The 25,898-nt window shown below is 67.3% G+C and carries 31 protein-coding genes; 19 read left to right on the top strand and 12 right to left on the bottom strand.

What is annotated here, in order from left to right; translation table 11 throughout:
- Positions 1–12 precede the first annotated feature (12 nt).
- The 3 genes from MFM001_RS04430 to MFM001_RS04420 are packed head-to-tail and all read right to left on the bottom strand — an operon-like array spanning position 13 to position 2,595.
- Positions 13–1,023, bottom strand: coding sequence for an NAD(P)/FAD-dependent oxidoreductase (locus MFM001_RS04430; protein ID WP_116373981.1), 1,011 nt, complete (start codon positions 1,021–1,023; stop codon positions 13–15).
- Positions 1,016–1,516, bottom strand: a complete 501-nt coding sequence (locus MFM001_RS04425; RefSeq protein WP_116373979.1) for an isoprenylcysteine carboxyl methyltransferase family protein — start codon at positions 1,514–1,516, stop codon at positions 1,016–1,018. The genes MFM001_RS04430 and MFM001_RS04425 overlap by 8 nt, the downstream gene beginning before the upstream one ends.
- A 2-nt stretch (positions 1,517–1,518) precedes the next feature.
- Positions 1,519–2,595: a type III polyketide synthase gene (locus tag MFM001_RS04420; RefSeq protein WP_116373977.1), complete on the bottom strand. Its 1,077-nt coding sequence runs from the start codon at positions 2,593–2,595 to the stop codon at positions 1,519–1,521.
- Positions 2,596–2,718: 123 nt separating this feature from the next.
- Here MFM001_RS04420 and MFM001_RS04415 point away from each other — a divergent pair, with 123 nt between their 5' ends.
- Together MFM001_RS04415 and MFM001_RS04410 are read left to right on the top strand one after the other, a co-directional pair.
- Positions 2,719–3,858 (top strand): NAD(P)H-binding protein, encoded by a 1,140-nt coding sequence (locus tag MFM001_RS04415; RefSeq protein ID WP_116373975.1) that lies wholly within the window; start codon positions 2,719–2,721, stop codon positions 3,856–3,858.
- A complete protein-coding gene (locus tag MFM001_RS04410; RefSeq protein ID WP_116373973.1) occupies positions 3,855–4,577 on the top strand; it encodes a CPBP family intramembrane glutamic endopeptidase in 723 nt (240 codons plus the stop codon). Before MFM001_RS04415 ends, MFM001_RS04410 begins: the two co-directional genes overlap by 4 nt.
- On the opposite strand, the gene MFM001_RS04405 is transcribed toward MFM001_RS04410, so the two are convergent.
- The gene (locus MFM001_RS04405; RefSeq protein WP_116374371.1) at positions 4,574–5,389 is read right to left on the bottom strand and encodes an enoyl-CoA hydratase; all 816 of its coding nucleotides are present in this window, start codon (positions 5,387–5,389) and stop codon (positions 4,574–4,576) included. The two genes, MFM001_RS04410 and MFM001_RS04405, sit on opposite strands and share 4 nt — an antisense overlap.
- A gap of 87 nt (positions 5,390–5,476) precedes the next feature.
- On the opposite strand from MFM001_RS04405, the gene MFM001_RS04400 reads away from it, so the two are divergent.
- Genes MFM001_RS04400 through MFM001_RS04390 form a run of 3 tightly spaced genes read left to right on the top strand, consistent with a single transcriptional unit; the run spans position 5,477 to position 8,357 of the window.
- A complete protein-coding gene (locus tag MFM001_RS04400; RefSeq protein ID WP_116373971.1) occupies positions 5,477–6,550 on the top strand; it encodes a CaiB/BaiF CoA-transferase family protein in 1,074 nt (357 codons plus the stop codon).
- Positions 6,551–6,606: 56 nt separating this feature from the next.
- Positions 6,607–7,359: a 3-hydroxyacyl-CoA dehydrogenase gene (locus MFM001_RS04395; RefSeq protein ID WP_116373969.1), complete on the top strand. Its 753-nt coding sequence runs from the start codon at positions 6,607–6,609 to the stop codon at positions 7,357–7,359.
- Positions 7,356–8,357 carry a nitronate monooxygenase family protein gene (locus MFM001_RS04390; RefSeq protein ID WP_116373967.1) on the top strand — a complete coding sequence of 334 codons (1,002 nt, stop codon included), beginning with the start codon at positions 7,356–7,358 and terminating at the stop codon, positions 8,355–8,357. The genes MFM001_RS04395 and MFM001_RS04390 overlap by 4 nt, the downstream gene beginning before the upstream one ends.
- 76 nt (positions 8,358–8,433) lie before the next feature.
- Here MFM001_RS04390 and MFM001_RS25070 read toward each other — a convergent pair whose 3' ends face one another.
- Positions 8,434–8,565 carry a hypothetical protein gene (locus MFM001_RS25070; RefSeq protein ID WP_116373965.1) on the bottom strand — a complete coding sequence of 44 codons (132 nt, stop codon included), beginning with the start codon at positions 8,563–8,565 and terminating at the stop codon, positions 8,434–8,436.
- A 303-nt stretch (positions 8,566–8,868) separates the two neighbouring features.
- Between MFM001_RS25070 and MFM001_RS04380 the strand changes: the two genes are divergently transcribed.
- From MFM001_RS04380 to MFM001_RS04370, 3 genes are read left to right on the top strand one after another with little or no spacing between them, the layout of a single operon-like run.
- Positions 8,869–11,193, top strand: coding sequence for an MMPL family transporter (locus MFM001_RS04380; RefSeq protein WP_116373963.1), 2,325 nt, complete (start codon positions 8,869–8,871; stop codon positions 11,191–11,193).
- Entirely contained in the window at positions 11,186–11,887 is a 702-nt protein-coding gene (locus tag MFM001_RS04375) for a TetR/AcrR family transcriptional regulator (RefSeq protein WP_116373961.1), read from the top strand. The genes MFM001_RS04380 and MFM001_RS04375 overlap by 8 nt, the downstream gene beginning before the upstream one ends.
- The gene (locus tag MFM001_RS04370) at positions 11,884–12,522 is read left to right on the top strand and encodes a class I SAM-dependent methyltransferase (protein ID WP_116373958.1); all 639 of its coding nucleotides are present in this window, start codon (positions 11,884–11,886) and stop codon (positions 12,520–12,522) included. The genes MFM001_RS04375 and MFM001_RS04370 overlap by 4 nt, the downstream gene beginning before the upstream one ends.
- Here the strand turns inward: MFM001_RS04370 and MFM001_RS04365 are convergent, their stop codons facing one another.
- Entirely contained in the window at positions 12,523–13,236 is a 714-nt protein-coding gene (locus tag MFM001_RS04365) for an NAD-dependent deacylase (RefSeq protein WP_116373956.1), read from the bottom strand.
- Between the two features lie 22 nt (positions 13,237–13,258).
- Here MFM001_RS04365 and MFM001_RS04360 point away from each other — a divergent pair, with 22 nt between their 5' ends.
- Entirely contained in the window at positions 13,259–13,624 is a 366-nt protein-coding gene (locus tag MFM001_RS04360; protein ID WP_116373954.1) for a GntR family transcriptional regulator, read from the top strand.
- Here MFM001_RS04360 and MFM001_RS04355 read toward each other — a convergent pair.
- Positions 13,621–14,445 carry a class I SAM-dependent methyltransferase gene (locus MFM001_RS04355; protein WP_116373952.1) on the bottom strand — a complete coding sequence of 275 codons (825 nt, stop codon included), beginning with the start codon at positions 14,443–14,445 and terminating at the stop codon, positions 13,621–13,623. The two genes, MFM001_RS04360 and MFM001_RS04355, sit on opposite strands and share 4 nt — an antisense overlap.
- A gap of 24 nt (positions 14,446–14,469) precedes the next feature.
- Complete coding sequence (locus MFM001_RS04350) at positions 14,470–14,985, bottom strand: DUF1697 domain-containing protein (protein ID WP_116373950.1); 516 nt, start codon at positions 14,983–14,985, stop codon at positions 14,470–14,472.
- A gap of 105 nt (positions 14,986–15,090) precedes the next feature.
- Between MFM001_RS04350 and MFM001_RS04345 the strand changes: the two genes are divergently transcribed.
- The 5 genes from MFM001_RS04345 (at position 15,091) to MFM001_RS04325 (ending at position 18,412) form a co-directional block, all read left to right on the top strand.
- Positions 15,091–15,534: a PPOX class F420-dependent oxidoreductase gene (locus MFM001_RS04345; protein WP_116373948.1), complete on the top strand. Its 444-nt coding sequence runs from the start codon at positions 15,091–15,093 to the stop codon at positions 15,532–15,534.
- An 18-nt stretch (positions 15,535–15,552) separates the two neighbouring features.
- The gene (locus MFM001_RS24455) at positions 15,553–15,711 is read left to right on the top strand and encodes a DUF5302 domain-containing protein (protein WP_160117993.1); all 159 of its coding nucleotides are present in this window, start codon (positions 15,553–15,555) and stop codon (positions 15,709–15,711) included.
- Positions 15,712–16,165: 454 nt separating this feature from the next.
- Positions 16,166–16,894: a hypothetical protein gene (locus MFM001_RS04340; RefSeq protein ID WP_142760670.1), complete on the top strand. Its 729-nt coding sequence runs from the start codon at positions 16,166–16,168 to the stop codon at positions 16,892–16,894.
- Between the two features lie 718 nt (positions 16,895–17,612).
- Complete coding sequence (locus tag MFM001_RS04330) at positions 17,613–18,269, top strand: HhH-GPD-type base excision DNA repair protein (RefSeq protein WP_238158950.1); 657 nt, start codon at positions 17,613–17,615, stop codon at positions 18,267–18,269.
- Positions 18,266–18,412 carry a hypothetical protein gene (locus MFM001_RS04325; RefSeq protein ID WP_007169078.1) on the top strand — a complete coding sequence of 49 codons (147 nt, stop codon included), beginning with the start codon at positions 18,266–18,268 and terminating at the stop codon, positions 18,410–18,412. Before MFM001_RS04330 ends, MFM001_RS04325 begins: the two co-directional genes overlap by 4 nt.
- 73 nt (positions 18,413–18,485) lie before the next feature.
- Here the strand turns inward: MFM001_RS04325 and MFM001_RS04320 are convergent, their stop codons facing one another.
- Positions 18,486–19,436 carry a hypothetical protein gene (locus MFM001_RS04320; protein ID WP_116374369.1) on the bottom strand — a complete coding sequence of 317 codons (951 nt, stop codon included), beginning with the start codon at positions 19,434–19,436 and terminating at the stop codon, positions 18,486–18,488.
- 52 nt (positions 19,437–19,488) lie between these two features.
- Complete coding sequence (locus tag MFM001_RS04315) at positions 19,489–20,145, bottom strand: hypothetical protein (protein ID WP_116373942.1); 657 nt, start codon at positions 20,143–20,145, stop codon at positions 19,489–19,491.
- A 113-nt stretch (positions 20,146–20,258) separates the two neighbouring features.
- Here MFM001_RS04315 and MFM001_RS04310 point away from each other — a divergent pair, with 113 nt between their 5' ends.
- Positions 20,259–21,542, top strand: coding sequence for a mannosyltransferase (locus MFM001_RS04310; RefSeq protein WP_116374368.1), 1,284 nt, complete (start codon positions 20,259–20,261; stop codon positions 21,540–21,542).
- Here the strand turns inward: MFM001_RS04310 and MFM001_RS04305 are convergent.
- Positions 21,520–21,804: a 4a-hydroxytetrahydrobiopterin dehydratase gene (locus MFM001_RS04305; protein ID WP_045373484.1), complete on the bottom strand. Its 285-nt coding sequence runs from the start codon at positions 21,802–21,804 to the stop codon at positions 21,520–21,522. The two genes, MFM001_RS04310 and MFM001_RS04305, sit on opposite strands and share 23 nt — an antisense overlap.
- 25 nt (positions 21,805–21,829) lie before the next feature.
- Here MFM001_RS04305 and MFM001_RS04300 point away from each other — a divergent pair, with 25 nt between their 5' ends.
- Positions 21,830–22,219 carry a (deoxy)nucleoside triphosphate pyrophosphohydrolase gene (locus tag MFM001_RS04300; protein ID WP_116373940.1) on the top strand — a complete coding sequence of 130 codons (390 nt, stop codon included), beginning with the start codon at positions 21,830–21,832 and terminating at the stop codon, positions 22,217–22,219.
- Between the two features lie 8 nt (positions 22,220–22,227).
- Here the strand turns inward: MFM001_RS04300 and MFM001_RS04295 are convergent, their stop codons facing one another.
- Complete coding sequence (locus tag MFM001_RS04295; RefSeq protein WP_116373938.1) at positions 22,228–22,893, bottom strand: TetR/AcrR family transcriptional regulator; 666 nt, start codon at positions 22,891–22,893, stop codon at positions 22,228–22,230.
- Between MFM001_RS04295 and MFM001_RS24745 the strand changes: the two genes are divergently transcribed.
- The 3 genes from MFM001_RS24745 to MFM001_RS04280 are packed head-to-tail and all read left to right on the top strand — an operon-like array spanning position 22,892 to position 25,846.
- Complete coding sequence (locus MFM001_RS24745) at positions 22,892–23,101, top strand: hypothetical protein (protein WP_116373936.1); 210 nt, start codon at positions 22,892–22,894, stop codon at positions 23,099–23,101. The two genes, MFM001_RS04295 and MFM001_RS24745, sit on opposite strands and share 2 nt — an antisense overlap.
- A 12-nt stretch (positions 23,102–23,113) precedes the next feature.
- The gene (locus MFM001_RS04285) at positions 23,114–24,556 is read left to right on the top strand and encodes an FAD-dependent oxidoreductase (protein WP_116373934.1); all 1,443 of its coding nucleotides are present in this window, start codon (positions 23,114–23,116) and stop codon (positions 24,554–24,556) included.
- A 36-nt stretch (positions 24,557–24,592) separates the two neighbouring features.
- Complete coding sequence (locus MFM001_RS04280) at positions 24,593–25,846, top strand: saccharopine dehydrogenase family protein (RefSeq protein WP_116373932.1); 1,254 nt, start codon at positions 24,593–24,595, stop codon at positions 25,844–25,846.
- Positions 25,847–25,898: the final 52 nt, after the last annotated feature.

Genomic DNA, 25,898 nt, shown 5'->3' with positions numbered 1-25,898 from the left:
GGTCGCCGCTGATTACCCCGCCAGCTGGTTGACCGCGCGGCTGAACACGCCCGGAAGGGCCTGGGCCGCCGGCACAATCGCACGCCGCGCCACGCGAGGCGTCGTGCCCAGCACCAGCGCGCGGGTCAGCAGTCGGTAGTCGCGCGTGATGCGCCGCCACTCGTGCTCGTAGGACAACGGCGCCTCGTCGACGATCGCGTTCACCGCTGCGGCAGCTTGCTTGACCGCCAGGCTGATGCCCTCGCCGGTCAGCGCGTCCTCGTATCCGGCTGCGTCGCCGACCAACAGCACCCGGCCGGCGACCCGGCGCGACACCACCTGGCGCAGCGGGCCGCAGCCCCGCGCCCGTCCGCGGCTGGCGCCCCGCAAGCAGTGCGCCAGCCGCGGGAACCAGGCGAGTTCGGGTGGGCGGCTGGACAAAACAGCCACGCCGACCAGATCCGGCTCGACCGGCGTCACGTACGCCTCGCCGAACGAAGACCAGTGCACCTCGACGAAATCCGACCAGGCCGGCACCGAAAAGTGCCAGCGCACCCCGTAGCGTCGCGGTCGGCCGGCGACGGCCGTGATCCCCACTGCGCGGCGCACCGCGGAATGCAGCCCGTCGGCGGCCACCAACCACCGGGCGCGCACACCGGCGGCGGTCACCCCGGCGGCGTCCTGCTCGACACTGGTCACCCGCGTCGAGATCCATTCGGTGTCTTGTTCTTTGGCGCGCCCCGCCAAGGCGGCATGCAGTGTCGTGCGCCGGACACCCCGGCCGGGGCCATGGCGAAAAGAAGCCTCGGCTCGGCGGTGCTCGCTCACATACGCGATACCGCGGAACGGCAGGCCAGCCGGGTCGACACCCAGCGATGTCAGCTCCGCTAGACCGCCGGGCATCAGGCCCTCGCCGCAGGCCTTGTCGATCGGGGCATCTCGTGGCTCGGCGACAATCACCGAAAGTCCTTGCCTACGAGCGTGTAACGCGGCGGCCAGCCCGCCCGGGCCGCCGCCGGCAATCAGCACGTCGGCGTCAAACATAGCCCAGCGCCTCGTTCTCGACCCGGATCCGCACCCTCAGCAGCAGCGCGTTGGCCACGGTGAATCCGAGCGCGGTCAGCCATGCCGTATGCACCAACGGCAGTGCCACCCCTTCGGTTACCACCGCCACGTAGTTCGGGTGATGCAGCCACCGGTACGGGCCCCGTCGCACCAGCGGCGCCTGCGGGAGCACGATCACCAACGTGTTCCACCGGCGGCCCAACGTGGTCACACACCACCAGCGCAGTGCCTGGCTCAGCGCCACCACGACCAGCATCGGCCAGCCGAGCCAGCCGATGAACGGCCGCTGCAGCACCCACACCTCGACCACGCAGCCGATCAGCAACGCGGCGTGCACGGTAACCATCACCGGATAGTGGCTACGGCCAAACTCCTTGCCGCCGTGGGCAAACGCCCATCGCGCGTTGCGCTTGGAGACAACCAGCTCAACCAGCCGTTCGATGCCGATCGCCAGGATCAGCAGGTAGTACACGCCTACCAGCCGAGCAGCACGAGTTCCGAGCAGAACGCCGGTCCCATGGCGATCATCAGCCCGTACGAGCCCGGCGGCGGTGGATCGGCCATGTTGGCGCGCAGCACGTCCAGCACCGACACCGATGACAGATTGCCGTTGATGCGCAACGAGTTCCGGGTGTGGTTAAGGGCGTCGACGGGCAGATCCAAGACGTTCTCGATCGAGTCGATCACCTTCGGACCGCCCGGGTGGCAGACCCACGTCGAGATGTCCTCGGTGGTCAGCCCGTGGTCGGCGAGGAAGTTGCGGACGTCGTCGCCCAGGAATTTCTCGGCCACCGTGGTGACTTCGACGGACAACACGATCTTGAAACCCTCGCTGCCGATCCGCCAGCCCATCACGTCCTCGGTGTCGGGGTAGATCCGGCTGCGGGTAGCGAGAACCCTTGGCCCAGTGGGCGTTCGGTTGGCGCCCTTGGCGACGACGGCACCCGCGGCGTCGCCGAAAAGGCTGGAGGCCACAAGATTGGCCACCGAGTGGTCGTCGCGCTGGATGGTCAACGAGCACAGTTCGACCGCCAGCAGCGCCGCCACATGGTCAGGGTAGGCGCGCAGGTAGTCGTACATCCGCGCGACGCCGGCGGCGCCAGCCACACAGCCCAGCCCGAACAACGGAAGACGTTTAACGTCGGGCCGCAGCCCGATCCGGGTGGCCAGCCGGGCTTCCAGCGTCGGAACCGCCAGGCCGGTGACCGTCGTCGACAAGACGATGTCGACCTCGGACGGTTTGACCTTGGCGGCGTCGAAAGCCGACAGCAGCGCTCGTTCGCCCAGGTCCAAAGCGACGTCGAGGTAGGCGTCGTTGGCCTCGGTGAATCCGCTCAGCTCGCCGTAGCGGTGTAGCGGCAGCGCATGGTGGCGGTGCTCGACTCCGCTGCTGACGGTGAATCGTCGAAATTCCTCGCCGCCGAAGCCGGTCACCGCCGAGGAAATGTCGTCTTGGCTGTTGTAGTGCGGCGGGAATTCAATGGTCGCCGCCGCGAGGGATGGGCTGGTTGCCGTGCGCGTTCGCACGCCAGGGGGGGTCACCGGGCGCATCCTGACATCGTATCCATGTAGGAAGGCACGCTATTGAACCTTCGTTAGTTCAAATCGTGCCGAGTGCAACGTCGGCTAACAGAATCGCCCCCGCGCGTCCGTCGTGATCGATAGGTTGGGGTTGTGCGGATTCTTGTGACCGGCGCAACAGGCTACGTCGGATCGCGCCTGGTCACAGCGTTACTCACGGAGGGCCACGAGGTGGTGGCCGCCACCCGCAACCCGGAGCGGCTGGGCCGATTGGGCTGGTGCGACGAGGTCTCTGCCGTCGTGCTCGACGCCACCGACCCGGCGTCTGCGAGGGCGGCGCTCGCCGTCGCCCGGCCGCTCGACGTCGTCTACTACCTGGTGCACACGATCGGCCAACCCGGCTTCCGCGACGCCGACCAAACGGCGGCCGCCAACGTCGCAGCCGCCGCCAAGAGTGCCGGCGTCCGGCGGATCGTCTACCTCGGCGGCTTCGTGCCGGACGGCGAAGTGTTGTCCGAGCACCTGGCCAGCCGGGCCGAAGTGGCCGCCGCGCTGACCGTCGAGGGCGGTCCGGAGGTGGTGTGGCTGGGCGCCGCGATGATCCTGGGCGCCGGCTCCACGTCGTTCGAGATGCTGCGCTATGTCGGCGACCGGTTCCGGCTGATGCCGATACCGGCGTGGATGGACAATCCCGTCGACCCGATATCGATCCGCGATGTGCTGCACTACCTGGTCGCCGCCGCCGATTCCGGCCGGGTCCCGCCGGGCGCGTACGACATCGCCGGTCCCGACACCACCTCGTACAGCGAGCTGCTCAAAACGTATGCGCGGATTTCCGGTCAGTGGCATACGGGCCTGCCGGTGCGCGGGGTGGACACCGCGGTGGCGTCGCGCGTCACCGCGCTCGCATTGCCGGTGCCCGACGGGCTGGCCGCCGATCTCGTGGAGTCGCTGGATCATCCGATGCGTGCGTCCGGCACCGGCCTTCGTGGTGTGGTGGCCGACCCGCCGGGCGGTCTGATCGGCGTCGAAGAGGCCATCAGACGCTCGTTGTCGACCCGGCACCCCAAGCCGGTCAACGAGCTGGCCGATCCGCATCACCTCGCCGACAGCGACCCGTTGTGGGCCGGCGGCGATACGTTGCGCATCCGGCGGTTCGCGCAGGCGCTGACGCCGCGGATTGTGCGGCCCGGTCTCGGGCTGGTCGACAGCGTCCCAGGCCCGATTGCCGGTGCACTGCGCACCGGCCTCGACATGCTGATCACTCTGACCCCGAAGGTGCGCTCTGCATGACCGACCTGACGACCCGTCCCCGGACCAGCACTCTGGACGAGATCCGCCACGCGATCACCAATGTCGCTGTGCCGCACCATGAACCGCCGTCAGTGGTGCGTCGGCGGCGCATCGTCGTCGCTGTCGTCCTGGTGCTCGGTGCGGTGTTGCTCGGCCTGTCGATGAGGCGCCACCCGGGCGAGGCGAGCTTTTACTGGCTGACGCTGGCGCTGGGCGCGGTGTGGGCGGTCGGTGCGCTCGCATCGGGTCCGCTGCATCTGGGCGGCATCTGCTGGCGGGGCCGCAATCAGCGCCCGGTCATCACCGGCAGCACCACGGGTCTGGTGCTGGGCGGGGTGTTCGTGCTCGGCGGGTTGATCGCCAAGCAGATTCCGCCGATCGCCGAATTGATCACGCGCGTACTGCAATTCGCGGACCAGGGCTCGTGGCGGCTGACGTTGGCCATCGCCTTGCTCGGCGCGATCGCCGAGGAGTTGTTCTACCGCGGCGCGCTGTACACCGCGTTGGGCCGCCACCATCCGGTGCTCATCTCGACAGTCATCTACATTGCCGCCACGCTGGCCAGCCAGAATCTGATGCTCGGGTTCGCCGCGATCATCCTCGGGACGGTGTGTGCGTTCGAGCGCCGCGCAACCGGCGGAGTGCTGGCGCCGATCCTCACCCACTTCGTGTGGAGCCTGGTGGTGATATTGGCGCTGCCGCCGCTGTTCGGGTTCTAGCGGTCGGTGAAGTTCGGCGTGCGCCGCTCCTGGAAAGCCGTTGCGCCCTCGAGGAAGTCGTCTGCGCGCAGCAGCTTGGCCTGACCCTGCAACTCGCGGTGCAGCGTGGGCTCCAACTCGGTGAGAGTGGCGGCGTTGATGGCTTCCTTGGTTTTGGCGAACGCCACCGCGGGCCCGGCCAGCAGTCCCGAAATCACCTTGTCCACTTCCGCTTCGAAGGTGTCGGCGGGGTAGACCGCGCTGATCAGCCCGGCCGCCAACGCGTCGGCGGCCGGCAGTCGTTCGGCAAGCAGCGCCATCCGCATCGCGCGGGTGCGACCGACCGCGGCCGCCACCAACGCCGACGCACCGCCGTCGGGCATCAGCCCGATCTTGGTGAAGGCGAGCATGAAAAACGCTGCGTCCGAAGCCAATACGAGGTCACAGGCCAAGGCCAGCGACACCCCGACACCGGCTGCCGGTCCCTGTACGACGGCGACCACCGGGTGGGGGAGCGCAGTGATCGCCTGCACCGCGCGGTTGGCCTGCACGATGATCTCGGTTCCCGGGCCGCCGCTGCCGGACACGTCCTCGGCGCTCATCCCGGCGCCGGAGGAAAAGCCGCGGCCGGCGCCACCGAGTCGCACCACCTTGACCCGCGGGTCGGTTGCCGCGTACTCCATCGCCTCGGCGATGCCGGCGAGCACCGGTGTCGTCAGCGAGTTGAGGCTGTCGGGGCGGTCGATGGTCACCGACAACACCTCGTCGGCGAGCGTGACGGACAGGCCCGCGACGGGCGACAGGGCGTCGATGCCCGAATCGATGGCGGTCATGCGCATCACCATAAGTGACCGGGATGCGGGCGCTTCGAGCGCGGCTGCGAAGATGCGAGCGGTAGGCATCGACAAGGAGGTCGCTGTATGGCGGGACCGCTCAATGGGCTACGGGTAATCGAGTTGGCCGGGATCGGACCGGGCCCGCACGCCGCGATGATTCTTGGCGACCTCGGTGCCGACGTCGTCCGCGTCGACCGGCCCGGCGCCAGCGGTGCCGACCCGATGTTGCGCAACCGCCGTTTCGTCACCGCAGACCTGAAGTCCGACGAGGGGCGCGAGCTGGTGCTCAAGCTCGTCGCCAAGGCCGATGTGTTGATCGAGGGATTCCGCCCCGGCGTCACCGAGCGGCTCGGCCTGGGTCCCGACGACTGCGCCCGGGTCAACGACCGGCTGATCTACGCGCGGATGACCGGCTGGGGCCAGACCGGCCCGCGCAGCAAGCAGGCCGGTCACGACATCAACTACATCTCGCTCAACGGCGTCCTTCACGCGATTGGGCGCAAAGGCGAACGGCCGGTGCCGCCGCTGAACCTGGTCGGCGACTTCGGTGGCGGGTCGATGTTCCTGCTCGTCGGCATCCTGTCCGCGCTGTGGGAGCGGCAGAGCTCCGGCAAGGGCCAGGTGATCGACGCGGCGATGATCGACGGGTCAAGCGTGCTGATCCAAATGATGTGGGGGATGCGGGCATTGGGCATGTGGTCCGACGAGCGCGGCACCAACATGCTCGACACCGGCGCCCCGTACTACGACACCTACGAATGCGCCGACGGCCGCTACGTTGCGGTCGGCGCTATCGAGCCGCAGTTCTACGCCGAACTGCTCAAGGGCCTCGGCCTGGACGCCGCCCAGTTGCCCGGCCAGAACGACCGCACCCGCTGGCCCGAGCTTCGGACCCGGCTGACCGAGGTGTTCGCGTCCAAAGACCGCGACCACTGGGCCAAGGTGTTCGCCGATTCCGACGCCTGCGTGACCCCGGTGCTGGCGTTCGGCGAGGTGGAAACCGAGCCGCACGTCACCGAACGCCACACGTTCTACCAGGCCGACGGCGGGCTGCAGCCGCGGCCGGCCCCGCGGTTTTCCCGCAGCGTCCCGGATCAGCCGCGGCCGCCGTCGCAGCCGGGAGCCGACACCGAAGCCGTCCTGAGCGACTGGGTATAGTCCCCAACCAACCAGTAGGTCGGCCCACGCGTCGGCCGGAGGAAAGGAATGCTCGAGTGGAGATCAAAGACGCCGTAGCACTCGTCACCGGCGGCGCGTCGGGCCTGGGCCTGGCCACCACCAAGCGGCTGCTCGACGCCGGCGCGCAGGTGGTCGTGCTCGACCTCAAAGGCGAAGAGGTGGTCCGCGAACTCGGCGATCGTGCGCGCTTCGCGCCAGCCGACGTCACCGACGAAGCAGCCGTCACGACCGCGCTCGACATCGCCGAGTCGCAGGGCCCGCTGCGCATCGTGGTCAACTGCGCCGGCACCGGCAACGCGATCCGGGTGCTGAGCAAGGACGGCGTCTTCCCGCTGGATGCGTTCCGCAAGGTCGTCGACATCAACCTGATCGGGACCTTCAACGTGCTGCGGCTGGGTGCCGAGCGGATCGCCAAGACCGAGCCGATCGGTGAGGAGCGCGGTGTCATCATCAACACCGCCTCGGTCGCGGCGTTCGACGGCCAGATCGGCCAGGCCGCCTACTCGGCGTCCAAGGGCGGCGTGGTCGGCATGACGCTGCCGATCGCCCGCGACCTGGCCAGCAAGCTCATCCGCGTGGTCACGATTGCGCCCGGCCTGTTCGACACCCCGCTGCTGGCCGGGCTGCCCGAGCCGGCCAAGGAGTCACTGGGCAAGCAGGTGCCGCATCCGAGCCGGCTGGGCAAGCCCGACGAGTACGGCGCGCTGGCGGTGCACATCGTCGAGAACCCGATGATCAACGGCGAAGTGATCCGGCTGGACGGCGCCATCCGGATGGCGCCGCGCTGATGCTGACGACGAAGTTCACCGAGGCGTTCGGGGTCGAGCACCCGATTGTGCAGGGCGGCATGCAGTGGGTCGGCCGCGCGGAACTTGTTGCCGCCGTGGCCAATTCGGGCGCGCTGGGATTCCTGACGGCGTTGACGCAGCCGACGCCGCAAGACCTGGCCGCCGAGATCGCCAAGACCCGCGAGCTCACCGACAAGCCGTTCGGCGTGAACCTGACCATCCTGCCGACGATCAACCCGCCGCCCTATGACGAATACCGGCAGGTGATCGTCGACGCCGGCATCAAGATCGTCGAAACCGCCGGCTCCAACCCGGCGCCGCACCTGCCGATGTTCCACGACAACGGCATCAAGGTGCTGCACAAGTGCACCTCGGTGCGGCACGCGGTCAAAGCGCAAAGCCTGGGCGTCGACGGCATCAGCATCGACGGTTTCGAATGCGCCGGGCATCCGGGCGAGGACGACATCCCCGGCCTGGTGCTGATCCCCGCGGCCGCCGCCAAGATCGACATCCCGATGATCGCCTCCGGCGGTTTCGCCGACGCCCGCGGGCTGGTCGCTGCGCTGGCGCTGGGCGCCGACGGGATCAACATGGGCTCGCGGTTCATGTGCACGGTCGAGTCGTGCATCCACCAGAACGTCAAGGAAGCCATCGTCGCCGGCGACGAGCGCGACACCGAGCTGATCTTCCGCCCGCTGCGCAACACCGCGCGGGTGGCCAGCAACGTGGTGTCGCGTGAGGTCGTCGAAATCCTGGAGCGTGGTGGCCAATTCGCCGACGTGCAGGAGTTGGTGGCCGGCGTGCGGGGCCGCAAGGTGTTCGACGACGGCGACCTCGACGCCGGCATCTGGTCGGTGGGCACGGCGATGGGCCTGATCAATGACATCCCGACGGTCGGGGAGTTGGTGGCGCGGATAGTTGCCGAGGCCGAAGACCTGATCACCGGCCGGCTGGCCGACATGGTCGCCGACGACGAAGAAGAAAAGATCCCCGCTTAACAGCAGGGATCAGGCAATAGGAATATCGAGCGAGGTCGAACTCAAAGGCGCGGACGCGGCGAGGGCCGCGTCCTGATCAGCTCGCTGTGGGCAGCGGGTGCCACTCGTCGAGCTGCTCCGAGGTCTCGCCCTCTACCAACACGTCGCCGTGGTAGAGAGCCTCGAAGTCAACCTTGATGACGTCGGCACTTGAGTCGTCGATCCACATGTTCATGAGCGTATGGGTCACCATTAAGGAATCGTTGAGTCACGATTCGGAAAATCGTGGCAATTCTTACCGCCGGGTAGGGTCGCCGCGCTGGTGGAGCGAGGCAGACGTTATGTCCGGAAATCCGGAATGACCCTTATTTGTCAGGTGTGCAAGGTCTAGGCTCGGCGCGACGTCCTGATCGCGTCGGCGTTGCGGTGAACCATCCCGGGCGCCACATCGTGTAAACCTCCGGGCGACCAGGCCGTACCCATGACTTATCGCCGATAAGTTACCGCAGCTATTTCCGGTGAGGGGACGAGCATGCTGCAGCGAACCGCTCGGCTGGCCCTCGCCGCGCCGGGCAAGGTCCTCGCAGTAGCCGCGCTCGTCCTGGTGGCGGCCGCGATCTTCGGCATCCCCGTCGCCAACAACCTCGCGGCGGGCGGCTTTCAGGACCCGACATCGGAGTCGTCGCGGGCCATCGGCCTGCTGGCCGACAAGTTCGGTCAGAGCGACCAGAAGATGCTGGTGGTAGTGACTGCGCCGGCCGGTGCCGCCAGCGAGCAGGCCCGCCAAATCGGCACCGACATCGTCGAGCAGCTGACGCAGTCGTCATTGGTGTTCAACGTGACCTCGCCGTGGACGTCGCCGCCGGCGGCCGCCGCCGGGCTCCTCAGCACCGACGGCAAGTCGGGGCTGATCGTCGCCAATCTCAAGGGCGGCGAAAACAACGCCCAGAAGTACGCCAAGACGCTGTCGGAGCAGGTCGTCCACGACCGCGACGGGATAAGCGTGCGTGCCGGCGGCGTCGCGATGGTGTACGCCCAGATCAACGAGCAAAACGAACGCGATCTGCTGCTGATGGAGTCGATCGCCATTCCGCTGAGCTTCCTGGTGCTGGTTTGGGTGTTCGGCGGGCTGCTGGCGGCGGCGCTGCCGATGGCGCTGGGCGCGTTGGCCATCGTCGGCTCGATGTCGGTGCTGCGCCTGATCACGTTCAGCACCGACGTGTCGATCTTCGCGCTCAACCTCAGCACCGCGATGGGCCTGGCGCTCGCGATCGATTACACGCTGCTGATCATCAGCCGCTACCGCGACGAGTTGGCCGACGGCACCCCGCGCGATCAGGCGCTGATCCGGACCATGGCCACCGCCGGACGCACAGTGCTGTTCTCGGCAACCACCGTCGCATTGTCGATGGCCGTGATGGTGCTGTTCCCCGGCTACTTCCTCAAGTCGTTCGCCTACGCCGGTGTGGCCACGGTTGGGCTGGTGGCGGCCGCGGCGATCATCGTCACCCCGGCGGCCATCGTGCTGCTGGGGCCGCGACTCGATTCGCTGGACGTGCGGCGACTGGCGCGCCGCGTGCTGCGTCGCCCGGACCCTGCGCGCAAGCCGGTGGACCAGGTGTTCTGGTACCGCTCGACCAAGTTCGTGATGCGACGGGCGGTGCCGATCGGTCTGGCCGTCGTCGCGCTGCTGGTGCTGCTGGGCGTCCCTTTCCTGGGGGTGAAGTTCGGCTCGCCCGACGACCGGGTGCTGCCGCGCTCCGCGTCGGCACATCAGGTTGGTGACCAGCTACGCACCGACTTCGCCGACAACTCGGCGACCGCGGTGCCCGTCGTCGTCCCCGACGCGCGTGATTTGTACCCGGCCGAACTCGACCGCTACGCCGCCGACCTGTCGCGGGTGCCCGACGTGTCGGCGGTGACCGCCCCGACCGGGACGTTCGTGGCGGGGAAGCTGGCCGGCCCGCCCGCCGCACCCGCCGGGGTGGCCGACGGCAGCGCGTTTTTGACCGTCGCCAGCACCGCGCCGCTGTTCTCGCAGGCCTCCGCCACCCAGCTCGACCGGCTACACCAAGTCCCCGGCCCTGCCGGGCGATCCGTCGAAATGGCCGGGCTGGCGCAGATCAACCGCGACAGCGTGGCCGCGATCATGACCCGCCTTCCGCTGGTGCTCGGCCTGATCGCGGCGATCACCTTCGTGCTGCTGTTCCTGCTGACCGGCAGCGTCGTGTTGCCGCTGAAAGCGTTGGTGCTCAACGTGCTGTCGCTGACGGCGGCATTCGGGGCGCTGGTCTGGATCTTCCAGGACGGCCACCTCGGCGCGTTGGGGACGACGTCGAGCGGCACGTTGGAGGCCAACATGCCGGTGCTGCTGTTCTGCATTTCGTTCGGCCTGTCGATGGACTACGAGGTATTCCTGGTCTCCCGGATCCGCGAATACTGGCTGGCTTCGCCGCGGACCCCGGACGCCAACGACAACAGCGTCGCGTTGGGGCTCGCGCGTACCGGCCGGGTGATCACCGCCGCTGCGCTGGTGATGTCGATATCGTTTGCGGCGCTGATCGCCGCGCAGGTGTCGTTCATGCGGATGTTCGGGCTGGGCCTGACGCTGGCCGTGCTGGTGGATGCCACGTTGGTGCGGATGGTGCTGGTGCCGGCGTTCATGCACGTGCTGGGGCGCATGAGTTGGTGGGCGCCCAAACCGTTGGGGTGGCTGCACGAGCGGTTCGGGATCAGCGAGACCGCTACCGCGACGTCGTCCGCCCGACCCTCGGGGCGACACCGCCGAAGCACCCTGCCGCTGGCCGGAGCGGCCGTACGTCATACCGATCATGCTTCGGTGACCGAGAATGGTTAGCGTGGCCGATGTTCGTCGCCGCCGGGCGCCTCGTGGTGCGGGCGATCAGCTTCGTGAAGAAATTCTCGACGCGACCACTGAGCTGCTGCTGGAAACCGGGCAGGCCAAAGCGGTCTCGATCCGGGCCGTGGCGGAGCGCGTCGGCGTGACATCGCCGTCGATCTACCTGCATTTCGAGGACAAGGACGCGCTGCTCGATGCGGTGTGCGCGCGCTACTTCGCCAAACTGGATCTGGAAATGCAGCGGGTGGCGGAGGGGCAGCCGTCGACCGCCGAGGTGCTGCGGGCGCAGGGACTGGCCTATGTCCGCTTCGCGCTGCAGACCCCGGGGCTGTACCGGATCGCCACCATGGGCGAGTGGCGGTCCGGCAGCGACGTCGACGTCGCGCTGGCCAGTTCGGCGTTCGAGCACATCTGCGGCACGGTGCAGACATTGATGGACGAGGGCATCTACCCGCCCGGCGATCCGACAGCGGTTGCCCTGCAACTGTGGAGCGCCGCGCACGGGGTGGCGGCGCTGCTGATCGCGAAGCCGCATCTGCCGTTCGGGGATGTGGAGGCGTTCGCCGACCGGGTGATGCGGGCGGTGTCGTGCGGGCATATCGTGGCGGGACTGGTCGGAGCAGACGCCACGCCGCAACAGACGCTGGAGTGGCTGATGCCGGAGAGACGTTCGGAGGGCTCAGGTACATGACATCCGCGACGACAACGGTCGACAACCCGTTCTTCGCCCGGATCTGGCCCACCATCGCCGCGCACGAAACCGAGCAGATCCGTGCGTTGCGCCGGGAGAACCTGGCCGGATTGTCGGGCCGGGTCCTGGAGGTCGGCGCCGGCGTCGGGACCAATTTCGCGTTCTACCCGGAGACCGTCGAACAGGTGGTGGCCGTCGAGCCCGAGGCGCGGCTGGCGGCCCGGGCGCGCGCCGCCGCGGCCGAGGCGCCCGTGCCGGTTCAGGTCACCGACGCGACGGTGGAGGACTTCGAGGGCGCCGAACCGTTCGACGCCGTGGTGTGCTCGCTGGTGCTGTGTTCGGTGGGCGACCCCGATTCGGTTCTGCGGCAACTATATTCGCGGCTTCGGCCCGGTGGGCAGCTGCGGTATCTGGAGCATGTGGCCAGTGACGGGTGGCGCGGCGGTCTGCAACGACTGGCCGACGCGACGTTGTGGCCCCGGCTGCTCGGGAACTGTCATACCCACCGCGACACCGAGCGGGCGATTGTCGGCGCCGGGTTCGACGTGGACGACAGCCGCCGCGAGGCGACGTTCCCGGCATGGGTGCCGCTGCCCGTGGCGGAGTTCGCGCTGGGCCGCGCGCGGCGGCGTTAGCTAGTCGAGCAGGGCGGGCAGTCGCTGCAGCAGCGTCGGCAATGCCTTGCTGGCGGATTCCCGCACGGTCAGCGTCGCGCTGGCCGACAGCGGCGTCGGCTCCGGATTGACCTCGATCACGACCGCGCCGCGGGCCAGCGCCACGTCGGGCAGGCCCGCGGCGGGGTAGACGATGCCCGAGGTGCCCACCACGACCAGCACGTCGGCGGCCGCCGTCGCCTCGACCGCCCGCATCCACGGTTCCTCGGGCAGCGGTTCACCGAACCACACGATGTCGGGGCGGATCAGCCCGCCGCACGCGCAGGTCGGCGGCTCGACTTCCAGCGCCGGCTCGGCCATCTCGGGCAGTACCCCGCTGTACGGCATATCGCAAGCAGCACAACGGAATTCGAATAGACTGCCGTGCAAGTGATGGACTGGCTTGCTGCCGGCCCGTTCGTGCAGATCATCGACGTTCTGGGTGACCACGGTGACTTCGGCGTGGTCCCGCCAGGCGGCGACGGCGCGGTGTCCGGCGTTGGGTTCGACGCGGCTCACCAGGTAGTGCCGCCACAGATACCAGCCCCAGACCCTTTCGGGATTTTGCAGCCATCCCTGCGTGCTGGACAGCTCATAGGGGTCGAACTTGGCCCACAGTCCGTTCTTGTCGTCACGAAACGTCGGCACGCCGCTCTCGGCGGAGATTCCCGCCCCGCTGAGCACCGTTACTCGCACACCACCAACATAGACTGGCCAGGTGCGGTTGGGGGAGTGGCTACGGGTCGACGAGAACGCGAGCCGCCCGTTGTTCGACCAGATCAGGACCCAAATTATCGAGGCGGTTCGAACCGGCACGCTGCCGCCCGGCACCAGACTGCCCACCGTTCGCGAACTGGCCGGCGAGCTCGGCCTGGCCGTGAACACCGTGGCCCGCACCTACCGCGAACTGGAAGCGGCCGGCATCGTCGAAACCCGCCGCCGCTTCGGCACTTTCGTCGCCCGAGTCGATCCGTCGGACAGCGCGATGGCCGCCGCGGCCCGCGCCTACGCCGACGTGGCACGCGGGCTGGGACTCGGCAAGGATGAGGCGCTGCGCTATGTCGAGGCGGCGTTCGACGATTAACCGAATTCCAGCAGCGTCATGGTCGGGCGAAACGAATTCAGGGCGCGAATCCGGTAGGTCGCCGACAGTAAGGCGTTGACCACTACCCCGCGGGCCGGTGGCGCGGGCAGATCGTGCACGGCACGCACGCCCGGCACTGTGTTGACCAGATCTGCGGCCTCGTCGACCGACATGCTGAACGGCATCGGGGGCATCCTGTAGCGCAACGACGTCCGGTGCCCGCGTCGGGCAAGCCAGCCGAACCGGACGGGCCGCAGATCGAACAACATCTGGCCGCCGGGAAACCGCTTGGCGCACTCCGCAATCAGGCCCAGCGCCTCCTCAGGGTGCAGGTACATCAGCAAGCCCTCGGCGGTGATGAACACTCCGTTCGATGCGTCGACGCGGTCGGCCCAGCTGTAGTCCAGCGCCGACTGGGCGCACACCGAGATCCGGGGTGATTCCGGCAGCAGCCGCGCCCGAAGGTCGACCACCGGTGGGAAATCTACTGTCAGCCAATGGAATTGCGCGTCCGGGATGGCGGCATCCAAGCGCCAGAAGCTGGTTTGCAGACCCTCGGCCAGCGCCACCACGGTGGCCGCGGGGTGGTCTTCCAGGTAGTGACGGGTGTGGATGTCGAAAGCCAGCGCCCGCAGCGCCATGTCCTGGCGCGTGGGACCGAACTTCGCGAAATCGAAGTCGATCGAGTCGGCCAGGGTGATTGCCATCGGGTCGTCGATGACGGCGTCGGGGCGGCGGGCCTCCCGGGCGCGGGCGTACAGCGTCAGCAGGGCGGTCTCGGAAACGCCGGTGAGGGTGGGTGTGTGTTTGGCGGCGCTCATCGACGAGACCCTACCGGTCGCCGGTCACCGCAATACCTTGGTTAGCGTGCGCAGGTTGCGGGTGGTGGTGGACGACTTGTAGCGCTTCTTGCCCATCGTCTTGCCGATGGGGCTGTGCAGGGTGTCGCCCTTGGGCACCTGCCAATAGATGACGCCGTCTCCGCGGGCGATCTTCTCGTCGGGTCCGGCCGCCAGGCCCGCCAGCTCGTCGAGCACGGCGGCATCGGCGACCAGCGTGACGTAGGAGTGGTGCCCTTCCACTTCCGGCTCGAACGGGTACGCGTCGACGATCGCGCGCACCTCGTCGACGTCGTAGACCAGCACCCACGCGTCGTAGCCGAACCTCTTCCGCAGCGTGCTCTCGGCCGCCGCACGCACCGCATCGGCACCCTTGCGTGACTCCAGCAAGACGTTGCCGGTGGCCAGGATCGTGCGCACATTCGTGAATCCGGCGTCGGTAAGCGCCGTCGCCACCTCGGCCATCTTCAGGTTGACTCCGCCGACGTTGACCCCGCGCAGAAACGCGGCATACCGGGTCATGCGCTCGCTCCGAAAAGCCCGTCGCCGCAAGGATGGCCAGTGCTCATCTCGGTGATGCTAGCCGAATCGGGGCCCGCCGCCGGGTTGCGCGACTAGGCTTTCGGCATGGGCCGCCAAGTGTTCGACGACAAGTTGCTGGCCGTGATCGCCGGGAACTCGATCGGGGTGCTGGCGACCATCAAACGCGACGGGCGTCCCCAGCTGTCCAACGTGCAGTACTACTTCGACGCGCGGCGCAACGCGGTGCAGGTGTCGATCACCGAGCCGCGGGCCAAGACCCGCAACCTGCGTCGGGACCCGCGGGCCTCGCTGCTGGTCAGTTCCGACGACGGGTGGTCCTACGCCGTCGCCGAAGGCAATGCGGAGCTGACGCCGCCGGCCGCTGCACCCGACGACGACACCGTCGAGGGACTGATCGCCTTGTACCGCAACATCGCCGGCGAACACCCGGACTGGGACGAATACCGCCAGGCGATGGTCACCGATCGGCGGGTGTTGTTGACGATGCCGATCAGCCACGTCTACGGCATGCCGCCGGGTATGCGCTGATCGCGGTAGGCTGCCGGCATGGCCGAGGAGGACACCAAACGCAAGTTCCGCGAAGCCCTGGACCGCAAGAACGCGAAGTCGGCCGGCGGATCGGCGCACAAGGACGGCGGCGCCAAGCAGTCACGGACGCACGGCCCGGTGGAAAACCGCCGGGAATTCCGCCGCAAGAGCGGTTAGCGCACAACGTCTTTCGTGCTGGCCGAGGCTAAGTATTTTCCCCTACTTTTGGGAAGAGACGAGAGCAGGGCACAGTACTGGCGTAGCTCCCCGACCTCCGGTGCAGCCACAGGCTGGCCCTGAGAGGCTCGGACGCGGAGGTCCTCGACTGCGTCCACGACGGTCTGGAGCCATGCCACGACATCGGCGGTACGGAAAGCCTCTTCGAGACGGATCAGCTTCTCAGGGCACTCGCTGAAGTCGTAGGGTCGTGTGCAGCTCCCGCCAGGGCTGCCTACCGCGTGCCTTAAGCCCTTCGGGGCCTTCGGAATGAGCGGGTTCGATGGTGTATTTGTCATGCTTTCGGCTTCTTTCGTAGTCGCATTGGGTGGTCGTGTTCATTGCTGGGATGGTGAGGCGCTGCCGAGCGTGCCTACGCCTACTCCGCAGCACACACGGCGGTTAACGTGAAGTCGTGGACGAGCAGTCATCGCCTGGGGAGCAAGCGCCAGACCCTCCTGCCGAGGTCAACGAGGGCGAAACCCCGCCACTGCCGGCCGAAGTCGAGGACCGCAGCGAGGGCACTGCGCCGCGAGGCGATCGGACATTGAAAATCGTGGCTTCGGTCGTCGCCGCGTTGACCTTCATTGCGTCCGGTGCGTCGGCGACAGCAGCATGGTTCTCCTGGCGGACAGCGATGGCATCCGAGCAGCTATCGCGTGAGTCCCAGCAGTTGGCCCGCGCTACCGCTGAGAGGCAGGGGGTGCTCCTTGTGGCCGACCAGTACATCGGCCTGGGTGGGCACTGCGGAACGGACAGCTCCCTCGTCGCGTACGTGATGGTCCTCAACTTGGGCCTAGTCGCTGGACGAGTGGAGGGCATGGTCCTGGCGATAGATGCGGAACAGAATCTTCAGCAGAAGATCAGGTATCCCAACGGGAAGTCGGGAGCCGGGGTCGCATTCGACACGACCAAAATCGTTGTGAAGCCGCAAGACAGCGCACTTGTTACGTTGCGGTTCAGTTGTCCTGCGCTTGCCGCGCAGGGGTTCAATCTGGACCACGCAAAAGAGGAGATCACTGCCTCGATCGAGAAGAAGGTCCTCAAGTGGAGGATTGTTCCGTTCTGGGGGTACAACAGCGCGGCAGCGCAAGCAAAGCCGAGACCAGGCCCTGGCGACACTACGAGAACAGTTGGGCCATGACCGATTACAGGCACGGGAAGCCAGGGAACAGCAGCGGCTGGAGAACGCTTACCTGGAGCTGCTCAAAATGGCTGAGCGGGTAGGGCAGTGGGCGCAGATGGTCTACCCGGTAGCGCAGTCAGGCGAGCCTCCCGCAACTCCGTTGCCATCTCTCGAACTACAAGCAGATACCGCAGCACTCGTGGCAGCGTTCGGCACTGATGAGGTTCGGGAGATGGCGGAAGCCTGGCAGTCCGTGGTGAAGCAGATGATCACAGCCGCAGAGCTAGTTGCGTGGGAAGAGGCTGACCCCTCGGGTCGGCGTCTCTCCGGAATTAGTCAGAGGGCGATAATCCACCAGTTGCGGCCTGAGGAAAAGAGAACGCGGGATGCGCTTGGGGCTCAGGTGAGATCCGAACTTGCCTTCGGGTATCGCAGCACCAGAGTGCCCACGGGGGTCACCCGTTCTTACACAATCCAACCGGAGCAGGGTCCGCCGACCGACGAATCGACTTGACGACAAAGCCCGGAGCCTTAACGCGATTAGCGGAGCTGACTCGCTTGGAGCCAACTGCCTGGCGTTACAGGTCTCCGGGCTTGGGGGCGAGTTAGTCAGGTGACCTTCGCGGCTGGCCTGACCGTTCGCCAGCGCGATCGCTACGGCTACGTCGGTGTAGACGGCTGGTCTCGCCGTCGATACTCTCCGGGGTGTGCGTGGGCGAAAGGAACCTTCTTGACTGTGAAGCTCTGCCTGGCGCAGGACCCCGAGGCCGACCAACTGCTATCGGATAACCCATTCGCACTGCTGGTCGGAATGGTCTTAGACCAACAGATTCCGCTCGAATTAGCGTTCCGTGGACCTAAGACGATCGCTGACCGCATGGCCGTGAGTGGTTTACAACGCGTTGCCCACGACCAGCAGGTGCCGATGGAAACCGCGCTCGCGGGCCCGAAGAAAATCGCCGACCGGATGGGCAGCTTCGACGCCACCGAGATCGCTGACTACGACCCGGAGAAGTTCGCCGCGTTGTGCTCGGAAAGGCCTGCGGTGCATCGTTTTCCGGGATCGATGGCCAAGCGGATCCAAGCCCTTGCGCAGATCATCGTCGACCGCTACGACGGCGACGCCGCCGCGCTGTGGACCGCCGGCGATCCCGACGGAGCCGAGCTGCTGCGGCGGCTCAAGGGGTTACCCGGCTTCGGCGAGCAGAAGGCGCGCATCTTCCTGGCGCTGCTCGGCAAGCAGTACGGCGTGACGCCGCCCGGCTGGCGGGAGGCGGCCGGCGACTACGGCAAGGCGGGCAGCCACATGTCGGTCGCCGACATCGTTGACGCCCGATCACTCGAGAAGGTTCGGTCCTACAAGAAGCAGATGAAGGGAAAGGCGGCGAAGTGAAGACACACCTGACGTGTCCGTGCGGAGAGGCCATCGTCGGCAAGGACGAAGACGAACTGGTCGAATTGACCCAGGCGCACCTTGCCAGCGTTCATCCCGGTCTGGAGTACGACCGCGACGCGATCCTTTTCATGGCCTACTGACAGCGCGCCGAGTGGCCAGTTACGGCACGCGAAATGGCGAAAATCGTGTCATAACTAGCCACTCGGCAGCAGGTTACGGCACCACCGTCGAACCGATGGTGGGCATGAACTGGCACTGCTTGTCCTTGGTGGTGACCTGCCCGAAGATCGTCGACATGATGCTGCCCGACCCGGTGTCGGCGATGGCGGTCAACGTCGTCGGCCCCTCGGGGTTGATGTCCCGCTGCGGCTTGAGCGTGGCACTGCCCGACTTCCCGGTGGTCAGGTTCACCCAGGTGACGTTCAACGGCAGCTTCTGCACGTCGGCGGGCCCGGGGGTGCCGACTGCCGTGAACACGTAGGCGGTCTGGCCCGGTTGGGGTCCGGGCGTCGGGATCTTGGCCGGCCCGGCGACGGAGAGAGCAGTGGCGATGACGTTACCGCCGTCGGCCGCGCAGCCCGTCCCGATCGAGGGGTACATGAAGTCCTGCGTGGGCGGAGTGTCCGGGTTGTAGGTGGGGGCCGCAGCCGGAGCCGGCGTCGCAGCCGGGGCAGGCGCCTCCGCGGGCGGGGCCGGAGCGGGCGCAGGGGCCGCCACCGGCGTAACAGCAGGCGTGGGAGCCGGCGCGGCCTCGGGTGCCGGGCCGGCCGCATGCGCGGGGTCGATGCCCGTCGGCAGATGTGCTTGCGCACCTGGTTCCACACCGACCGGCGGCGTGTGCGCCGTCGGGTCCTGCACGAATTGATTCACCGAGGAGGCAACGTTTTTCGATTCCTCGGGTGCCGTCGGACTGTGGCTGAACGCCGACGCGGCGGCCATCAGCAGCTGCTGGGCCTGCTGCGGATCGGCGGCAGCCTGCTGGATGATCGGGCTCAACTGGGTCAGTGCCGGCAGTCCCGGCATCTGCTGGGCGGGCAACGGCTGGGGCGCTGCGGGGTCGGCAGTCGCGTTGGGGCAAAGGCCGAATGCGGCGGTCGATGCGACGGCTGCGGCAGCGAAGCCACTGACCAGATTCCAAGTGCGTACCACGGTGTTTCTCCCGATCGATGGTTGGTGGTCGGCCGGCCAACGTGGGTTGGCCGGCCGACCGTGGGTGTCAGGGCAGGGCGGACAGCGGGAACAGCAGCGGGTTGCTGGACGCCCCTGCCGCGGTACCCGGAGCGGACACCGCCGTCGTGCCCGGCTGGATGCCCTTCGGCACCGGGACACCGCCCGGGGCCAGCGACGCCAGGTCGCCGGGCAGCGACAGGTGCTGCGGCAGCGGCACCGGACTGAACGGCACCTGCGGCAGGTTGAGCTGCGCCTGCGGCATCATCTGCGCGGGGCCGGTCGCCGGCGCGGTCGCCGGAACAGCCGGCGTAAGCCCCGGAATGCCGGTTGCCCCCGGTGTGGTGGCGGGCGTCGTACCCGACACAGGCTGGGTTGCACCGGGAACCAGCGAATTTGCGCCCGGGATAAGGGAACTCGCCCCGGGGACGGCGGAACTCGCGCCGGGCACCGAACCCGCCGGGGGCTGCGGTACCTGGATGCCGGCGCTGGCCAGCGGCGGCGGTGTGGCCGGCTGAGCCCCGAGCGCCGAAGCGACGCTCTGCAGCATTTGTGGTGCATTGGCCGCCGTGCCGACGAGTTGTTGCCCGATGTCGGGAACCGGCACCGGCGCCGGGTCGGCATGGGCGATCCCGCCGGTTAACAATGCGGCCGACGAGCCGACGACGATGGCGCCGGCACGTAACAGTGTCCAAATGGTTGGCATGACTCTCCCTGGTTCTCGACGACACGTCCGCGGCTGATAGTTCGCGTGATGCCAGAGTGACTCAAGTGACACGTGTGGCGGTTATTCGATCGTTACGGCACCGAGCGGTGGCGGTGACCCGCCGCGGCGAGCGGAGCCGTCGCCGCCGGAGCCTCGCTACAGTCGGGCAGGTAGACACGACCTCGGCCGCCCCGGCGGCACCGACCACCCGTCGGCGGGCGATAGCGCCGAACGCCGTCGGGCCGCTGCTGTTGGCGCTGTCCGTCGCCGCCCGGCTGGCCTGGACGTACCTGACTCCCAACGGCGCCAACTTCGTCGACCTGCACGTCTACATCGGCGGCGCCGCCGCGCTTGACCATCCCGGCTCGCTGTATCACTACGTCTACGCCGACCAGACGCCGGATTTCCCGCTGCCGTTCACGTATCCGCCGTTCGCCGCGGTGGTCTTCTATCCGCTGCACCTGCTGCCGTTCGGCGTGGTCGCGTTCTGCTGGCAGGTCGGCACCATGGCCGCCCTCTATGGCGTGGTACGCGTCAGCCAGCGACTGCTCGGCGTGGCGGCCCGCGAAGGCCATCGGGTCGCGATGCTCTGGACGGCGGTCGCGATCTGGATCGAACCGCTGCGCAGCACCTTTGACTACGGACAGGTCAACGTGCTGCTGGTGCTGGCCGGGTTGTACGCCGTCTACACCACCCGATGGTGGTTGTCCGGGTTGCTGGTCGGCACGGCCGCCGGGGTGAAGCTGACGCCGGCGATCACCGGTCTCTATTTCGTCGGCGTCCGGCGGTGGGGCGCCGCGGTGTTCTCGGCCGTCGTCTTCGTCGGCACGGTGGCGGTGTCGGCGCTGGTCGTCGGCGACCAGGTCCGCTATTACTTCACCGACCTATTGGGTGACACCAAGCGAGTCGGGCCGATCGGAACGTCGTTCAACCAATCCTGGCGCGGGGGGATCTCCCGGATCGTCGGGCACGACGCCGGCTACGGCCCGCTGGTGGTGGCCGGGATCGCGGTCACCGCGCTGCTCGCCGTCCTGGCGTGGCGAGCGCTGAACAACGACCAGCTTGGCCAGCTGCTGGTGGTCGAGTTGTTCGGGCTGTTGCTCTCGCCGATCTCCTGGACGCATCACTGGGTGTGGTTGGTGCCCTTGATGATCTGGCTTATCCACGGGCCGCTGTCGGAGCTGCGCGGTGCACGAATCTTCGGGTGGGGCTGGCTGGTGCTCACCCTCATCGGGGTGCCGTGGTTGCTCAGCTTCGCCCAGCCGACCATCTGGCAGAGCAACCGGCCGTGGTATCTGGCCTGGGCCGGGCTGGTGTACATCGTTGCGACGCTGGCGACCCTGGCGTGGATCGCGGTGGCAGGACGGCGCGGTGCTATTGCCCGAGAATCCCGTTGATGTCGCGCGCCATGTCGATGTCGTTTTGCGTGATGCCGCCAGCCGAATGTGTCACCAGCGCGAAAGTCACTGTCCGCCAACGGATATCGATATCAGGATGATGATCCTTGGCTTCGGCGTGCTCGGCGACTCGGCGCACGGCGTCGATACCGTCGAGAAACGACGGAAACTTGATCGACCGGCGCAGGGCGCCGTCTTCGCGCTTCCAACCGTTGAGTTCGGGCAGTGCGGCGTCTACTTGCTCATCCGTTAACACAGCCATACACCGACGGTATACCGTCACCACGATGCCGAACCAGATCGTCGTGGCCGGTGCCGTCATCTCGGACGCGGCGGTGCTGGTGGCACAACGGCATCGGCCCGCGGAACTGGCCGGGCGCTGGGAACTGCCCGGCGGCAAGGTGATGGCAGGGGAGACCGAACCCGACGCGCTGGCGCGCGAATTGGCCGAAGAACTCGGCGTTGACGTCGCGGTCGGCGACCGGTTGGGCGACGACGTAGCGCTGAATGCGACGACGATCCTGCGGGCCTACCGGGTGAGTCTGTTGCGCGGCGAACCCCACCCGCACGACCATCGCGCGCTGCGCTGGGTCACCCTGGCCGAGTTGCATGACGTCGACTGGGTGCCTGCCGACCGAGAATGGCTTCCCGCGCTGGCTCGTGCGCTGGATTCGTGATCGTTCGTTTAGGGCGCGTATGTCTCGAGGTAGGCAGTCATGAGGCGGCGCGCTTCATCGATCGTCGCGTCGTCGCCGGTGGGTGAGCGTCGGAATGCGACGTCGAACAGCCGGTCGCCGGCCTCGAATGCGAGCCGGACGACGAACGGGGGGGTGTCGGCGGAGAGCAGCTTTCGTTCGATGAGGAACTGCCACGTCTGCTGGGCCTGCGACTCGTCGATTGCGCGTGCCAGTTCGCTGTAGGTCGGGTTGACGTGGCGTCCAGTGAACCACAGCTGCACCACGCTGGGATGCTGGCGGAAGTAGGCGAGCCACGTGTTGGTGACCGCGTCGACGACATCGCGCAACGTGTGCAGCGCGGGATCCTCCAGGACCGCGGCGAACCGCTTGTCGATCTCCTGCAAATGGCGTTGCGCCAGTTCGGTTTCGACCTCGTGCCGGTCGGCGAAGTAGTGGTAGACCGACGCGATCGGGATGCCCGCCCGCTCACCGATGGCCTTGAGGGTGGCGGCCTCGTAGCCTTGCGAGCCGAGCAATACCTCTGCGGCGTCGAGGATGGCCTTCACGCGCTCGATTCCGCGGCGCTGCACTCGAGCTGAGCGATTCGGCGTCCGGACGGTCGACGGTGCCGACTGGCGACCGGACTTGCGGCGAGATGGCGCGGCTTGGGCCATGACCGTCTCCGTTCTGATGACGTCGAGCGGGCTCGATTCTGAACTCGAATCGTACTCGAATCTGCGTGTCGGCCGAAACCGGCGATGCCGCCAGCTCGCGGGCACGTTGACAACGTCGCAGGGCCGCTTTATTCTCGAATTCGAGTCGGGTTTGGAATTGGCTCGAGATCTGCGGCTGAGCCGACGGGCCCGGCTCTCCGCGGAGTAGCGAGAAGGTGCAATGAGCGTCATCGAAAACCCGGCCACGGCAAGCGATCTGGCGGCCGAACTCACCGCAGACGTGGTGGTCGTCGGAGCGGGACTGTCAGGCCTTACCGCTGCGCGGCGTCTCGACCAAGCTGGGACAGGGTCTTTGGTGGTGCTCGAGGCCAGCAACCGAGTGGGAGGGCGGACCGTCAACCTCGACGTCATCGATGGCGTGATCACCGAAGGTGGTGGCCAATGGGTCGGTCCCGGCCAAGATCGCGTCCTGGCCCTCATCGACGAGCTCGGGCTGTCGACATTCAAGACCTATGTCGACGGCCGTGCCATCTACCACTTCAAGGGCAGACGGCGAACCTACAAAGGCGACAACCCGCCACTACGGCTACCGGCCGTGCTGGATTACCTCCAACTGCACACCAGGCTCGAGCGCATGGCGTCAAAAGTACCCGCTTCGGCGCCGTGGGATGCATGTGACGCGGTCACGTGGGACGGGGCCACACTCGGCCACTGGCTGGACAAGCATGCGCGGACCGAGGAGGCCCGCTGGCTGCTGACGTTCGTCTTCACGATCGTCAACGGCGAAGACCCACACAACAGTTCGCTGCTCCGCATTCTCCATGGGATCAAGACCTGCGGCGGGATCAGGCACATGGTCGGCACCACCGGAGGGGCCCAGGAATCACGCGTTGTCGGCGGCACCCAACTAATTTCGGTGCGGATCGCCGATCAGCTCAGCCAGCGGCTCGTGCTGAATTCACCAGTGTCCGAGATCATTCAGTCCGACGACGGCGTGATTGTGAAGTCAGCGCGAGCTCAAATCCGCTGTCAGCGGGTGATTGTCGCGATGGCGCCCGCGGATGCCGAGCGGATCCACTTCACGCCTGATCTGCCGGTGCGCCGCGCGGCCCTACAGCGCAAGTGGCACAACGGCACGGAGTCCAAAGTCTTTGCGGTATACGACAAACCGTTTTGGCGAGATGCAGGTTTGAACGGACAGGCGATCACCGATCTGCCGGCGGCGCGCTTCGTCGTTGACAACTCGCCGCCCGACGGCAGTGTCGGAATTCTCCTCACCTTCATCGGAACCGCCCGCTCGGGCACAGGGCTCACCTGGTCGGACGACGTCCTCGACGACCCGGACCGCCGGCGCTCGGCAATCCTCGCGGACTTTGCGACGCTGTTCGGCCCGAAGGCATCACACCCGCAGCAGTTCATCGAAAAGGATTGGGTTCACGAGCCTTGGATCGAAGGTTGTGTGAGTGCACGAGCGCCGGGTCTGATGACCCAGTACACCGACGCCGTAAGCGAACCTGTGGGACGCATCCATTGGGCGGGCACCGAGACGTCGACGTCCGCTTATGACGGCTACCTGGACGGGGCCGTCCGCGCCGGTGAGCGAGTCGCCAAAGAGGTCGGCGACGCCCTTTGCGCGTCAAAGGCGCACCAACGCGCGACGTAAGAAATTCGAGTAAAGCACCAACAGAACGGAGACGTCATGGCCAACACGGCGCAGCGGGTTGTCTTTATCGGTGCCGCAGGTGAGATGTGCCGACTGGCCATCGAGCGCTTCGCCGTCGCGGATGGCGAGTGGGAGCTCGCGCTCTACGACCTCCGGCCGGAACTACTCGAGTCGTTGGTCAAGCGGCTACCGCCGGGGCGCGCCACGGCCCACCGGCTGGACCTCTACGACCGCGAAGGTCTTCATAAGGCGGTCAGCGGTGCCGCGCTCGTCGTCCTGGGTGCAGGACCCTACGTCCGCACGTCGGGGCCGGTGGTCGAGGCGTGCCTTGCGGCCAAAGTGCCGTATCTGGATTTCGACGACGATATCGAGAGCACCTTGCACGCCCTGTCCCAACATGACCGAGCCCGGGAGGCGGGCGTGCCGCTCTACGTCGGCTGCGGTGCCTCTCCGGGCATGACCAACGTCATGGTGGTCGACGCTGCCGGCGAGCTGGACACCGTGGAGAACATCGAGATGTTCTGGGTCGTCGGCGATGAGCGGCCGGGAATCGGCCGCGCCGTGCTGGAGCACATGCTGCACGTCGCCGCCGGTCCCTGCCTGACGTGGGAGAACGGCGGACCGGTCATGCACCAGTCCTGGGTCGAAACCCGCTGCGCCCCAATGGGTGGCGGTCTCGGTGAGACGCTGATGCATGAGACCGCACATCCCGAGCCGGTCACCCTGCCCCGGCTCTACCCCAACGCCAAGAGCATCCGCTGCTTCGGGGGACTCGACCCCGTCGGATTCAACGGCATCGCCCGAGGTGTCGGCCTGGCCGTGCAGCACGACAAGATGACGGTCAAGGAAGGCGTGGACTTCCTCGAGGATCTGCTCTATTTCCGGCTGGGCAGCCCGAAGGGTTGGCGTCACGCTTTCTCGGGGCTGGTCGACGTCGTGCGAACGGGGGAGGGAAAAGTGAGCGAGCTGATCCCGTTCCTCGCGAGGTCGGCCGTGCGTCGTCGGGAGCCTTACCGCGGCGGTCTGCTGGTTCGTGTCACCGGTTTGCGCAACGGGCTGCCGGCCGTCGTCACCAAGCGCACACCGATCGCCGGGCGCGACACGTATCTGATGGCCGATATGGCGGCCATCACGGGCACTGCGTGCGCCGCGTTCATGCTGCTCGCCCTGGAGCAGGACGGCACCCGAAGCGGTGCCTTCGCTCCCGAAAGTTGGGCCGACCCCCAATCGTTCTACAAGGCACTCGAGTGCGTCGGCGTGCCACGCAACGAGCTCGTTGAATCGGTGTAGCGCCGAGCAAGAACCCACGCACTCCATCCGCGGCATAATTGTGCGCACCGAA

Origin of the sequence: Mycobacterium sp. MFM001, assembly GCF_003402475.1 — a bacterium.
Classification (GTDB): Bacteria; Actinomycetota; Actinomycetes; order Mycobacteriales; family Mycobacteriaceae; genus Mycobacterium.
Note: the sequence above shows the minus strand (reverse complement) of the source record. Positions and strands in the feature narration are given on the sequence as shown.